The sequence below is a fragment of the Phaeobacter sp. PT47_59 genome (genome assembly GCF_028890025.1).
GTDB lineage: Bacteria > Pseudomonadota > Alphaproteobacteria > Rhodobacterales > Rhodobacteraceae > Phycobacter.
The window spans coordinates 1-12,134 of the sequence record NZ_JARCJL010000046.1; the positions used below are offsets into that span (position 1 = coordinate 1).

Annotated in this window: 12 protein-coding genes; 7 read left to right on the top strand and 5 right to left on the bottom strand. The window is 56.4% G+C overall.

Features of this window, described 5'->3' with window-relative positions:
* The first annotated feature begins 181 nt into the window (after positions 1-181).
* On the top strand, positions 182-634 hold the full coding sequence (locus tag PXK01_RS21415; protein WP_274861672.1) for a methyltransferase domain-containing protein: 453 nt from the start codon (positions 182-184) through the stop codon (positions 632-634).
* Here PXK01_RS21415 and PXK01_RS21420 read toward each other — a convergent pair.
* From PXK01_RS21420 to PXK01_RS21430, 3 genes are all read right to left on the bottom strand, one after another.
* Entirely contained in the window at positions 615-1,565 is a 951-nt protein-coding gene (locus PXK01_RS21420) for a phosphoribosyltransferase (RefSeq protein WP_274861674.1), read from the bottom strand. The two genes, PXK01_RS21415 and PXK01_RS21420, sit on opposite strands and share 20 nt — an antisense overlap.
* Before the next feature lie 23 nt (positions 1,566-1,588).
* The gene (locus tag PXK01_RS21425) at positions 1,589-2,227 is read right to left on the bottom strand and encodes a class I SAM-dependent methyltransferase (protein ID WP_274861676.1); all 639 of its coding nucleotides are present in this window, start codon (positions 2,225-2,227) and stop codon (positions 1,589-1,591) included.
* Positions 2,228-2,315: 88 nt separating this feature from the next.
* Positions 2,316-3,851 (bottom strand): lipopolysaccharide biosynthesis protein, encoded by a 1,536-nt coding sequence (locus tag PXK01_RS21430; protein ID WP_342456207.1) that lies wholly within the window; start codon positions 3,849-3,851, stop codon positions 2,316-2,318.
* Positions 3,852-4,144: 293 nt separating this feature from the next.
* Between PXK01_RS21430 and PXK01_RS21435 the strand changes: the two genes are divergently transcribed.
* The 5 genes from PXK01_RS21435 (at position 4,145) to repC (ending at position 10,036) form a co-directional block, all read left to right on the top strand.
* Entirely contained in the window at positions 4,145-5,263 is a 1,119-nt protein-coding gene (locus PXK01_RS21435) for a tyrosine-type recombinase/integrase (protein WP_394436576.1), read from the top strand.
* Positions 5,264-5,321: 58 nt separating this feature from the next.
* Complete coding sequence (locus PXK01_RS21440) at positions 5,322-6,230, top strand: recombinase family protein (RefSeq protein WP_043754160.1); 909 nt, start codon at positions 5,322-5,324, stop codon at positions 6,228-6,230.
* Between the two features lie 342 nt (positions 6,231-6,572).
* Positions 6,573-7,772 (top strand): plasmid partitioning protein RepA, encoded by a 1,200-nt coding sequence (gene repA / locus PXK01_RS21445; RefSeq protein WP_043754158.1) that lies wholly within the window; start codon positions 6,573-6,575, stop codon positions 7,770-7,772.
* Positions 7,772-8,740: a plasmid partitioning protein RepB gene (repB, locus tag PXK01_RS21450; RefSeq protein ID WP_223229246.1), complete on the top strand. Its 969-nt coding sequence runs from the start codon at positions 7,772-7,774 to the stop codon at positions 8,738-8,740. The genes repA and repB overlap by 1 nt, the downstream gene beginning before the upstream one ends.
* A 240-nt stretch (positions 8,741-8,980) precedes the next feature.
* On the top strand, positions 8,981-10,036 hold the full coding sequence (repC, locus tag PXK01_RS21455) for a plasmid replication protein RepC (RefSeq protein WP_085870099.1): 1,056 nt from the start codon (positions 8,981-8,983) through the stop codon (positions 10,034-10,036).
* Positions 10,037-10,210: 174 nt separating this feature from the next.
* Here the strand turns inward: repC and PXK01_RS21460 are convergent, their stop codons facing one another.
* Complete coding sequence (locus PXK01_RS21460) at positions 10,211-10,723, bottom strand: RES family NAD+ phosphorylase (protein ID WP_043754138.1); 513 nt, start codon at positions 10,721-10,723, stop codon at positions 10,211-10,213.
* Positions 10,723-11,073, bottom strand: coding sequence for an MbcA/ParS/Xre antitoxin family protein (locus PXK01_RS21465; protein WP_027264271.1), 351 nt, complete (start codon positions 11,071-11,073; stop codon positions 10,723-10,725). Before PXK01_RS21465 ends, PXK01_RS21460 begins: the two co-directional genes overlap by 1 nt.
* A gap of 444 nt (positions 11,074-11,517) precedes the next feature.
* Between PXK01_RS21465 and PXK01_RS21470 the strand changes: the two genes are divergently transcribed.
* Positions 11,518-12,003 carry a hypothetical protein gene (locus PXK01_RS21470; protein ID WP_043754136.1) on the top strand — a complete coding sequence of 162 codons (486 nt, stop codon included), beginning with the start codon at positions 11,518-11,520 and terminating at the stop codon, positions 12,001-12,003.
* The last annotated feature ends 131 nt before the right edge of the window (positions 12,004-12,134 follow it).

Consider the following 12,134-nt stretch of genomic DNA (forward strand, 5'->3'; position numbering starts at 1 on the left):
CACGCTCCAAGGCGCTCGCCCCAAACTGGCCGACTTTTGCTCCGCCACAATGGCCGAATTTTACTCCGCCGTTGACAGGGTACAGTATGGCAATTAACGGTACAATATGAAAATTAAGGGTACATCGTGCCGCTGAAAACAAACGATAATTTTAAAGGCAATTCTGATTAATGAGGGTACAGTGACAGCAGGGCTACTGAAACCTTTGTGCGGCGGCTACCTAGCCTGTGATCTGGATCCGGCGCTTGCGCCTCTTCAAATCAACATCGAAGAGATCAGTTTGCCAGCAACCTCAATTGATGTGGCCATCTGCTTTCACGTGCTTGAACATGTGGATGACCACAAGGCCCTGAGCGAGTTGCATAGGATATTACGCCCGGGCGGCTCTCTGCTGCTGATGGTGCCAATCATCGAAGGTTGGGCGCACACCTATGAAAACCCCGCCATTGTCGAAGACACAGAACGCGCTCAGCATTTCGGGCAGGCGGATCATGTCAGGTACTACGGGGCCGATTTTCGCACCCGCGTGACCGAAGCCGGCTTCAGCCTGGCGGAATACACGGCCGAGGAGCCCCATGTGCAGCGCCATGGCTTGTTGCGGGGAGAGAAGCTGTTCATCGCGCGAAAGGTATGAAGCTCCTAAGCCGCGACAGCAGCCCGCCCATTGTTCGCCTCTGACGGCGCGCACCACAAGCCAGTATCTGTCGCGCATAGGCCAAACTGCCCGCGTCCGGCTGAATCAGGATCATTGAACTGAAATCCAAAACGGGTTTGCCGCTCAGGCGCGCAATCTCCAGTGACTGTCCCGGATCGCTTTCAACGAAGAGCTCGGCCCCAGGGTCGCGGGCATAGAGCCTGGCCTTGAACGGCGCATGCAGCCTCTTCTCCCGCCTTTCCTGAGCGGTGACCCCGGTCATCATCTCAAGCCGCTCACACCTAATGCCTTGTGCAGACAGCCAGGCTTCTGTTTCAGGCCGGTACATGTCCAAGCGTGACGTCACAATACCGCGAATAGGTTGCCGGGGCCTATGAGTTACTGCAACGGTTTGGATGAATGCCCGGTAAGCTTCTCCATCGTCGTTTTCCACCTGACTGGGATCCCGACAAAAAACGCCATCCAGATCGAAAAGCGCCCTGTCACACATCTGGCCATTCATCAAATTCCACTCGAAAAACCTGGGATGTTCACAAAGATCAAAATTCAGGTCGGCCAGGTGCCGGGTTTCCGGAGCAGCGATAACCGCAAGGTATGTCACACGCGCATCGGGGCGGGCCGCATTGATCCGACTCCGGACAGATTGCAGACTGCGACCGCTAGATAAGCTGTCTTCCACAACCAGGATGTTCTGAAAATCTTCGATCGCCTGTCGCTGGCCGCCATCCAAGATCCGGGTCAAACCATTTTCCGGAATATCCCCCCGCAGGAATGAGGGCAGATCCAGAAGAGGTTTGTTCTTCAGAAGGGCAATAATTGTCGCTGGCAACATTCCACTGCGCGGAACACCGACGATCAGGTCGAAATCGTCGCCCAGTGTCTCGGCACCGGTGCGCGTGATACGTGTCAAGTCAGCGAGGCTTCTGAATTCCATTATTTCTTGCCGTATACACCTAGGTTGATCCAACCGTGATCATAGCCACGGACCGCAGAGCGGTCCAAAATCCCCGTCTGGGAAAATCCGGCGCCAGACAGGATATCTTGCAAATAGCGTTCCGAAAAAAGCGCCAAGTGCCAATTGAAATGCCCCGGGGTTCCCCGCCCATCCCCATAAGAAAACACCCGGCCATTGGCCCACACTGCGGGATCCTGGTTGGGGTTAAACTTGTACCAACCATCCTTGTGAATCGCATTCGGCTGCCCATCCTCGGCCGCTACAAACGCCCGTGCAATCTCCAGCCCATTGGGCACCCAAACCTCCAGAGACCCTTCGGGTTTGAGAATACGACACCATTCCGTAATGACATCAGGAACCTTGTACCAGGGAATATGCTCCAGAATATGGCTGGCGTAGAGCGTATCGAAGGTATTGTCACCGAAGGGCAGCCTCTTGCTGGCGTTGCACACGTAATCGACACCGGGCGTCCAGACGATATTCAAAGCCTCAAAACCCGGTATGGGGTCAGGCCCCGGGCCGATCTCCAGGCAGCGGACAGGGCGGCGGGCATTCCGGGCCGCCGAAACGGAATTCCATCCCAGCCGGTAGACCGCACTCAGAACATGCGCCTTCATCGGTGCCAAGACATGTCTCAGAGCCTGGATCGCGCGGTGCGGCAGGGTGCTCAGGGGCAGAATGTTCAATGTAAATTCCCTATTCGTTTCAATGATCTTTCTTCAGTCTGGCAATAACCGCCCGGCCTGGCCCAATAAGCATAGCCGGTTCAAGACACAGTATGCCCACGACATAGAGAAAAAGATATCCAAAGAGCTTTATGACCATCCCCCAGAGCCCGGAGGGAAACACTGCTCCCCCCGAAATCATCGGCCCATAGGCGATAAGCAGAAATGCAACAATGGCCAGGCCCAGAATGGGGCCAATGCTACGGTAAACATGCCAAAACGAGATCGGCAGATGCGAGGCTGCGTAGGCCGTCGAAAGCGGCGTCAGAATAAGAAATGACAGGGCATATCCAACCGCGACACCTTCGGCCCCGTAGGGCAGGCATACAACCATCGCCAGCACCATGACGGGAATGGAACACAGCGCCCAGTTGAGCATTTTTCGTGTCTTGTCCGCTGAAATCCACAACCAGCCCGTCGACGACATGACCGGCTGTGCAATCATGCAGATCGACAGGATCTGAAAGATACCGATGCTGCGTTCCCACCCTGGCCCGAACATGATCAGAATAAGCTCGGGCGCGGCAAGGATAAGCATGAAAGACAAGGGGGCAGCAACCGTAACAACCACCTTCAGCGTCGAAACATAAAGGCCAGACCATGCCTCGGAATCTCCGTGAAGCCTGCTCAACCCCGGGATAACAGCGGCGGTCACAGGCCCCTGAATAAGCTGTATCGGAGCCAGCAACAGCGCATAGGCCCGGTTATAAAACCCAAGATCGCTGGCCCCCCAGCGCCACCCTATCAGCATATCATCCGACTGCCGGTGAAAGAAGTTCAGAAACTGAAACAGGGTGATATGAGTGCCGAAATGGATTGAATCCCGGGCCGCCGACCATCGAAAGATCAAATCTGGCCGCCACTTACACACCCGCCAGGTCAGAGCCAGAGATATGCCCGCCGCAACCCAGATTTGGACCACAAGAACCCAATAGCCCAGATCGCTCCAGATCGCCAGAAAGACCGTAATGACCGCCGCCACCCCCTGAGAGGCAAGCGAGATCATCTCCAGGCTCGTCCAGTACATGCCGCGCTGCAACAACGCAGTATGCTGCCGCGAAGCCCCAATGATCGGAATCTGAATGGCGATGGCGATGATAACCGGTGCGACCGATGGCTCATTAAATATCCAGGCGATAAACGGTGACAGCAAAACCAAAACAGCCATCGCCAGGACACTAACGCCCAGAGTGACAAAAAAGAGGGTGCTTACGGTCTCTTGCCTAAGGCTGCGCTTTTGCACAGTGGCCATTGAAAGCCCAAGATCAGCAAAAAGCGCTATCGCGCCAGTTGATATCGTCGCCAAAGCAACCAGGCCAAAATCATAGGGTGTCAACACACGCGCAAGAATGGCCATGGTTACCATCCCGACAACCATGCGCATACCCTGAGACACCGCTCCGATGACCCCGCCTTTTGCTGTACGGGACACCAAGTCGTCTGACAGATGATCGGTAGATAGCGCCTGTTCATTGCGCATCTCCCGCTGAGAGGTATCCGACGTTTTTTTGTCCATCAGCCTAATAAACGCACGATCATGATCTTTCTAATTTAAGGCAGTAGTATTGGGTCTTGTGACACAAATCGAGTAAGGGATCACATATTGAATCCCCAAAACCGGCTGCTCGCTCCAAGCCTGTAACGCCGCCCCGGAGAAGCAAAAGGGAGCGGCTGGGGAAAACAGTCACCTGCGCGTGTCATTGCGGCGCTTTTGACTAAAGTTTTTTGACATAAGCGCCATACCCTGCACTCTTTAACTATGTCCAATAAGTTTGCATTATCGGACATTACTGCGATATGCTCAGAAACATGAGCAAAATGCCCAAAAACAAGCCCGCAAATGCCGAGAAATCGCACTCAGCGTCCCATGACACGAAGAATGGCAATGAGCGCGACGAGAGAATGCCTACAGACGGCGACACGATCGCCCTCCCCGCCCATGTGGCAGGCTCCGGGACACTGGACCGGCTGGTCGACACTGCGCGAGACTACGCCAAAGCTTCGACGGCCGAAAACACCAACAAGGCTTACGCCACCGACTGGAAGCACTTTGCGCGATGGTGCAGGTTGAAGGGGACAGAGCCTATTCCCCCGTCGCCGGAGATGATCGGGCTCTACCTGACCGACCTGGCGGCGCCGACGAGCGGCGCCCCTGCCCTATCCGTTTCGACCATTGACCGTCGTCTGTCGGGGCTTGCTTGGAACTACGGGCAACGCGGGTTCACGCTGGATCGCAAGGACCGGCACATCGCCACCGTGCTCGCGGGCATCAAACGCAAGCATGCACGCCCTCCGGTGCAGAAAGAGGCAATCTTGCCGGAGGACATCCTCGCCATGGTCGCCACCCTTCCCTTCGATCTACGCGGGTTGCGGGATCGGGCTATTCTTCTCATCGGGTATGCCGGTGGTCTCAGACGCTCGGAAATCGTCAGCCTCGACTTCGGCAAAGACGACACGCCCGACAGCGGCGGCTGGATCGAGATCCTCGACGACGGCGCAGTACTGACACTGAACGCCAAAACCGGATGGCGCGAAGTGGAGATCGGGCGCGGCTCCAGCGATCAGACCTGCCCGGTGCATGCGCTGGAACAGTGGCTGCACTTTGGGAAGATCGATTTCGGTCCCGTGTTCGTCGGGACCTCGCGGGACGGCAAGCGTGCCACGGAGACGAGATTGAACGACAAACATGTGGCGCGCCTGATCAAACGCACCGTGCTGGACGCGGACATCCGATCAGAGCTGCCCGAGAAAGACCGCCTCGCTCTCTTCTCAGGCCACTCCCTGCGCGCAGGTCTCGCTAGCTCCGCCGAAGTAGACGAGCGCTACGTCCAGAAGCAACTCGGCCACGTCTCGGCCGAGATGACCCGGCGCTACCAGCGCCGCCGCGATCGGTTCCGCGTGAACCTGACAAAGGCCGCGGGGCTCTGATCGCGCGGTCATTCGGTCGTTTATTGATGATACATAAAATTGCAAACGGCCCGTTTTCATGCCCCTGATAGGCTACGCCCGTGTTTCCACAGAGGATCAGACCCCCCTGCCCCAGTCTGAGGCCCTGCAGTCTGCGGGATGCGCCGAGATCTTTGAAGAGCACGCCTCGGGCGGCAATCGCGCGCGACCGGTGCTGGCACGCGTGCTCGAACGCGTCCAGAGCGGCGATACGCTGGTCGTTGTGCGGATCGACCGGCTTGCGCGATCTCTGTCGCACTTGCTGGAGGTGATCGAAAGACTGGAGGGAAAGGGGGCGTTCTTCCGCTCGCTCCAGGACCCGATCGACACTGCCTCGCCCCAGGGCAAGTTCACGTTGCAGGTTCTGGGCGCTGCGGCTGAGTTCGAACGCGCTCTGATCCGCGAGCGCACAAAGGCCGGGCTTGCCTCTGCGCGCGCCAAAGGGCGCGTAGGCGGCAACCCAGGGCTACGCGCCAAGGATCCCGCCGCGCTGCGCAAGGTGCGGCTGGCACGGCAGGACGGCTATATGGAACGCCTGAACGAGACCGCGCAGGATTGGGTGCCTCATGTGCGCCGCCTGCGCCCCGATATGGCTTGGGAAGACGTGCTGCGAATTATCAATGCCCCCCTGCCCCCAGATCACCATTGGACACAAGGCCGACTGCTCCGCGCTGTGAAGGCATATGTGCGCGACGGGTTCCTTCCTGCCGAGGTGCTTGGCCGCGCCGGACGCCGCGAAACCGATGACCGCCTGCCGGCCATCGTCGCAGCGATCAAAGGCGCGGACCCCGAAATCACGCTGCAGGCGATCTGCGATCGGCTAGAGTCGATGCGCGAACGGACCCCTCGAGGTCGTGCCAGCTGGCAGCCGTCTTCGGTCAAAATGTTGCTCGAACGAGCGGAGCGGCTTGGCCTAATTTCATCAGAATCGGCTCACTCCCAACTGTAACTAGCAGAGGCTCAAACAGCTGAATCTATCGCTCTAAACACCGTCAGAAGGTCAATTGTGCCATTGGTTGCATGGGTTTAGCCAATACCATCCAAACAATCCCCATGAATGGCTTGAAGCACGGTCTTTTGGATTTATCACCATAAAATCAACAACTTGCAGTTATCTTGATGTGACTGTACGTATTGGTGCTGTGGATAACTTTCACACTACATCTAGATTCTTCTTGCCGGACTCACTTGATCGTGGCATTCCCATTCTGACGGTAAAACGCGTCAGTCGCGCTGTACACCGTCAGAATGACCAAGAGCCTCAACAGAGGCCGAGAGTGGGCGGCAGGACATGGATGATCGTAACGTTGGATACGCGCAAGGCATAGGCTCTTCCGACATCGGAGCATTTGCCGACAATCTGGCTGAATCTTTGGATCGCCAGATGAAGATCGCTTTCGAGCCCGAAGAACGAAAGTCCCTGCGCCGATTCAGTTCTACCGAAGTTGCCAGCCTCCTGCGCGTTAGCACATCTAACCTGCGCAACCGGCACAAGGACGGCAGCTTCCCGGAAGTTCATACAGACAACCGCGGACACCGGTTCTACACAGCCCAAGAGATCGATAAGCTGCGCGACATTCTGGGGCGCACCGGAAAGAACGCAGAAAGCTACCGCCCCGGTCGACGTGAAGGCGATCGTCTCCAGGTGATATCTGTCGTCAATTTCAAAGGCGGATCGTCAAAAACAACAGCAACGATCCATCTTGCACAACGGTATGCTTTGCGAGGTTACCGAGTGTTGGTCTTGGATCTCGATCCGCAGGCAAGTTTGACCACCTTTTTCGGCTTTCGGCCAGAGCTCGAGTTCGCCGAAGGCGGCACAATCTATGATGCCCTGAGATATGAGGAACAAGTTCCGCTCTCAGCCGTCATCCAAAAAACCTACTTCCATAAGCTCGATATGGTCCCAGCGGGCCTGATGCTCTCGGAATACGAAACTGAGACGGCAAACGCCCTCGCCCGCCGGGTGCAACCCATATTTGCGGAGCGTCTTGCCTTAGCGCTTGAGGAAGTAGAGGCGAATTACGACATCGTTCTGATCGACTGCCCACCTCAACTTGGCTTTCTGACCCTAACGGCGTTGGCAGCCTCGACGGGACTCCTAGTAACGGTCGTGCCTGGCATGCTCGACATTGCTTCAATGAGCCAGTTCCTGAAACTTGCTTCGGAAACGGTAAAGGCTGTCGAAGAAGCCATTGGCAGGCGCGTTACATGGGACTTCGTAAAGTTCTTGATCACGAGATACGAGCCGTCGGACGGGCCTCAGACCCAGATGGCGGGCTACCTGAGATCGATCTTGGCCGGACAGGTCATGACTGAGCCAATGCTGAAATCTACAGCAATCTCGGACGCCGGTATGACCCAGCAAACCGTCTACGAAGTTGATCCGAGCCAATTCATTAGAAAAACGATTGATCGCGCTCTGACCAGCGTGAATGGCGTTGGAGATGAGTTGGAACAGACAATCCAAATGGCATGGGGGCGTCGCTGATGGCCCGAAATATCTTCAATCAGCCTCCAAAGGACGAGAAGGAGAGCGCGGCCCCCTCCCCTACCCCGCCAAAAGCAGCAAAACTGCCAGGATCTGTTGGCGGATTGCGCGACTCTTTGCGCGAGATTACCGCGAATTCGATCCGTGACATCGAGCCCGATCAGATTGACATGGATGGTCTGCGCGATCGGTTGGTGCTGGAGGATTCCAGTATTGATGAGTTGGCCGAAAGCATTCGCAAGCATGGGCAACAAGTACCAATTATGGTCCGTCCATCAGCGCAACCGGACAGATACCGTATCATCTACGGACGACGCAGGCTCGCAGCGATCCGCATGGTCGGCGGAACGGTCAAGGCGATCGTTCGAAGCCTGGATGACGACGCATCTCTGATCGCACAGGGCCAAGAGAACAACCTCCGACTAGACCCGTCTTTCATTGAGAAATCTCTTTTTATCAAAGAGATGCAGGAATCAGGTTACAAGCCAAACGTCATTCAGGATGCTCTCGGCTTGACACGGCAGGGCGTGTCCAATCATCGCGTCGTCATAGAGCAACTGCCAGAAGGGCTTGTACAGCTGATCGGGCCGGCACATGGCATCGGACGACGGCAATGGGGTGACCTGGCCGCTTTGTCGAAAAAGATAGATCTGGTGAACACAGCCAAAGAGGTGATCGCCGCCCTGCCCGACGACACTCCAAGCGCGGATAAGTTTCAGGCAGTCTACTCGGCTTGCTCGAACAAGGCGCGTAGCGACAAGAAGCAAGCCAACCGCAGCCTAACGTCCGTTGTCAAAGATGGGGACGGTAGCTCTGTGGGAACGCTGACAGTCGACCAGAAAACGATCGCTATCAAGATCACCAAGAAGGACAACCCAGAATTCGGCCAATGGATCGAAGAGCGCGCGGAGGCAGCGCTTTTGAAGCTCTTCGAACAGTGGCGGAATGAGAGCGGCTCTGGGTCCTAAGCCCCGAGCCACACAGAGTAACTCGAGCAGAGGAGAAAAGCGAAGACCAGAAAGAAAAGAGCCCCCCAAAGTTTCCCCTGGAGAGCCCTCATCATTCGATTAGCACTCATGATGTAGCAACCTCCAGCAAACCGGTCAAGAGTCACCGATTCGGTGGACGGGTTTTTATTGCCTTTTTCTGAGCGAAATCTCGGGAAGAGACTGGGAAGTTGTGGGCCGAACGGTCGTCGTGAAGAAACCATGGCATTTACAAAACTATCGATCAGAACCGCTGATGCTGATGCATCACGCGGCTCAATTTCTGCGGCTGAAACCGACATCTGGACCATCTTCAGGGCACTAAGAGATGCACGTAGCGTATTCGGTCTGCGTCCTGGCCATATCCAAACACTTCAAGCCATGCTCAGTTTCTTGAAGCCCGGCCATGGCGAAACGGTTTTCGCGTCCAACGACTCGATTTGCCAGCGCGTCGGCGGAATCGACGAACGGACACTCCGCAGGCACATCAACCGCTTCGTCGAACTCGGGTTCATCAAACGCAATGACAGCTCGAACAGAAAGCGCTACCGCGTTCGCTCATCCAGCGGGGAATGCATCAGCTATGGACTGTCTCTAACCCCCCTCCTCCAACGTGCGAGCGAGCTTATCGCCATCGCACATGAGATGGAAAATAACCGGCGGGATCGGATATTTGTCCGCAAACAGATCCTGACAAAGCTCGCCCATTTGGAAGAGCATGATCCCAGCAACACATTCATCAACCACGCACGGAGAGCTCTACGCAGGAAGCTGAGCCTTACCGAATACCACGCGCTGCTCGCCGACACGGACAAAGAATGCCAGACTTTGTATACCCCAGATAACCCACCAGAAACTGTGGAGTTGCCCGCCAATGACGGACAAACTGTCCGGCACCAATCTATGTCTGAAGAAGAAAAAAAAGATTTAGATAGCAACACAGGCAATGAAGCTCTGAAACCAGACTTGCTAACCTCAGTCTGCGATCAAGCGACATCGTTCTCCACAGAGAGACTTAGAGACTGGTTGGACATTGAAAACCATGCTCGAACTCTTGCACCCATGATGGGGATTCACCCAGAAACATTTGAGAAAGCCAAGAATGCAGTAGGAGCTCAGAAAGCGTCATGCGCGATCTTCATCATGCTACAACTTGGACAACGCATCAGGGATTTTGGAGCGTACTTTCACAGTATCACCTTGGGCCAACGTCAAGACCAGTTTGATCCAGTGGCTTTGATCAAGCGTCTATCCAAAACTGCTATGCAAACCGCCTAGTGTCCACCGCGGTGGACGTCTGGCCATCAACTAGTCCAAAGACGCGCGGTCTCGCCACATGCATCAAAGCGACAGAGCCAAATTCCACTAGGGCGATACTACACAGTCAATCCATGTACCTCCGACCCGCCGATGTCCACCGCGGTGGACAGATCCGGCACCAAGTCTCACAACTCACATGCGCGACAGCCGCTTTTCGTCATCCACCACTTCCAAAGAACCCTTGTTGGCAGTCCAGGCCCACAGGACGATGTTGAAGTCCGTTGATGACGCACCCTTCGCAAAGCTTTGGATCAGAAGCCCCGCAAACCGATCTGCTATAAGGGCGCGTGCTAGCTCCTGTGTCGGTACCAATTGGCCATCGAGCATCTTCATGCGCCATGCAGAGTCGGCAAGCATCGCCTCGGTCACACCATACCGTTCGAGCTTGTCCTGATCGCGGGTATCGAAAATAGGCCCAAGGTCGGCTTTGTAGGACACCAGGATCGTGGGTTGCAGGCTGCCTACCTGGTTGGCTTCTCTAAGAGCGGTCGCGGGATCCAGCGAGGTGTAGAGGGCAGGGGTGCCCTTGGCGTTAAAGCGCCCTCCATAGAGTTCAGCGCCTCGTCCGGACAGAGGTTCACGCGCATAGACCGGGTTCAGGGCGCGATAGAGTGGCCCTGTGTAGCGTCCATCTTTCAGCGGCATCAGGCAAAGACGCCCGCATCGACCGCATCGATGTATTCCAGAACTTGCTGAGCTTTGCCTTCCTGCACCAGCTGCATGGCTGTCCGGCCATCAAAGCCGGGCAGGGGCTCTGACCGGTACCATGCATAGGCCATCAGTTCCGAGCCGAAGCGGGGCTCAACTTTGTTCAGCACCTCTACCAATTCGCGCAGGCGGCGCTGCGTCTTGTCCGAACCGATGCGGGCTCGCCTCTGCAACGCGTCTTTGCCCAAGCCGACGGTCAATGCGATCTCTTCTGCTGATGTGCGTAGCACCGCGGCGATCTTGCGCGGTTCGAATTGCCCAGCTTCAGCAAAGTTCGTGATGTGCATGATCTATGCTCCTACGGTGATACTGACGGTATATAGCGGCAACATCGCTGAAATTCAAGCTGACAGGAGGCGCTGCGCCTTCGTTTCCCGTGCTTATCCGTAACGCTGCAGTGCTCTGAACGAAGCAAATCCTGATCTTTGGGCCTGAGAGGTCACCGTTGGAGCGCTTTTGCCGATCGAGAACGTCAGATAAGCTATTGATAATATGAGAAAGACTGCAGCAGTCGGGCCGGAGTTGCCGATATGGCTTGCCGATCTTGGATCGAAACCGCCACTTACTGCATGCCGTCACTGGGGTCCGCGGTGGTGTCGGACCCTCGGCCGTTACCCCGGACCAGTTGGCTGCTGAAAAGTAAAAGTGTCCTTCGGGTTTTGTGACTGACGGATGAGGGCCTTTGGGGTCCCTCGGATGGGTCCGGACCGGATTCCGGTCTGTCTTTCCTAATGAAGGGCATTCTAATGGAAACAGGTGTCTTGCGCGTGCTCCGCACAACCGCCGCCTCCTGGTGGCGGCATAGAGAGCTGCGCAGAACTGGCCAGACGGCGCTATCGCGGCAACTCGAGCGCGAGACCGTCCTGCGCGATCTTGGCTACCTCAGGCAGGCGGCATTATTGCCAAACGCGCATGTGATCTGCGGGGAGGGTGGGACGTTCCTTCATCTCGGCTGGACCACAGTGTCGACTTTCGCGCCGATCGAACGCTTTCCCTTGGCCGCTCTTGCGGTCGCACGAGGGACCCCGTTCATCGATATCCGACCCGTCACCGATGTTATCGCATTCGCGAACTTGCCGCGGGTGGCGCGGGACAGATCTGTCGATCCTGACCTTTCAGGTGCCGGCAGGTGCGTCTCGCTGACCACCTACATCGACACGGTCGAGCGGCTCGGCGCGAGGATCGTCAACGATCCGCGGCCCCGTCAGTCAATCTGATCACCACTCCCTCTCACAAACATTCGAAAGGAGGCCAGCCATGGCCCGATCCCCCACGCCCAAATTCGATGCCTCCGAGGTCATCACAAACGAAATCATCCGCATCATCGAGCGCGGCGTCCTGCCGTGGC

Excerpts from the sequence above, each read along its gene's own strand:
- PXK01_RS21425 (WP_274861676.1), bottom strand. The coding sequence starts at position 2,227 with ATGAAGGCGCATGTTCTGAGTGCGGTCTACCGGCTGGGATGGAATTCC.
- PXK01_RS21430 (WP_342456207.1), bottom strand. The coding sequence starts at position 3,851 with ATGGACAAAAAAACGTCGGATACCTCTCAGCGGGAGATGCGCAATGAA.
- PXK01_RS21435 (WP_394436576.1), top strand. The coding sequence starts at position 4,145 with ATGAGCAAAATGCCCAAAAACAAGCCCGCAAATGCCGAGAAATCGCAC.
- PXK01_RS21440 (WP_043754160.1), top strand. The coding sequence starts at position 5,322 with ATGCCCCTGATAGGCTACGCCCGTGTTTCCACAGAGGATCAGACCCCC.
- repA (WP_043754158.1), top strand. The coding sequence starts at position 6,573 with ATGGATGATCGTAACGTTGGATACGCGCAAGGCATAGGCTCTTCCGAC.
- repB (WP_223229246.1), top strand. The coding sequence starts at position 7,772 with ATGGCCCGAAATATCTTCAATCAGCCTCCAAAGGACGAGAAGGAGAGC.
- repC (WP_085870099.1), top strand. The coding sequence starts at position 8,981 with ATGGCATTTACAAAACTATCGATCAGAACCGCTGATGCTGATGCATCA.
- PXK01_RS21460 (WP_043754138.1), bottom strand. The coding sequence starts at position 10,723 with ATGCCGCTGAAAGATGGACGCTACACAGGGCCACTCTATCGCGCCCTG.
- PXK01_RS21465 (WP_027264271.1), bottom strand. The coding sequence starts at position 11,073 with ATGCACATCACGAACTTTGCTGAAGCTGGGCAATTCGAACCGCGCAAG.
- PXK01_RS21470 (WP_043754136.1), top strand. The coding sequence starts at position 11,518 with ATGAAGGGCATTCTAATGGAAACAGGTGTCTTGCGCGTGCTCCGCACA.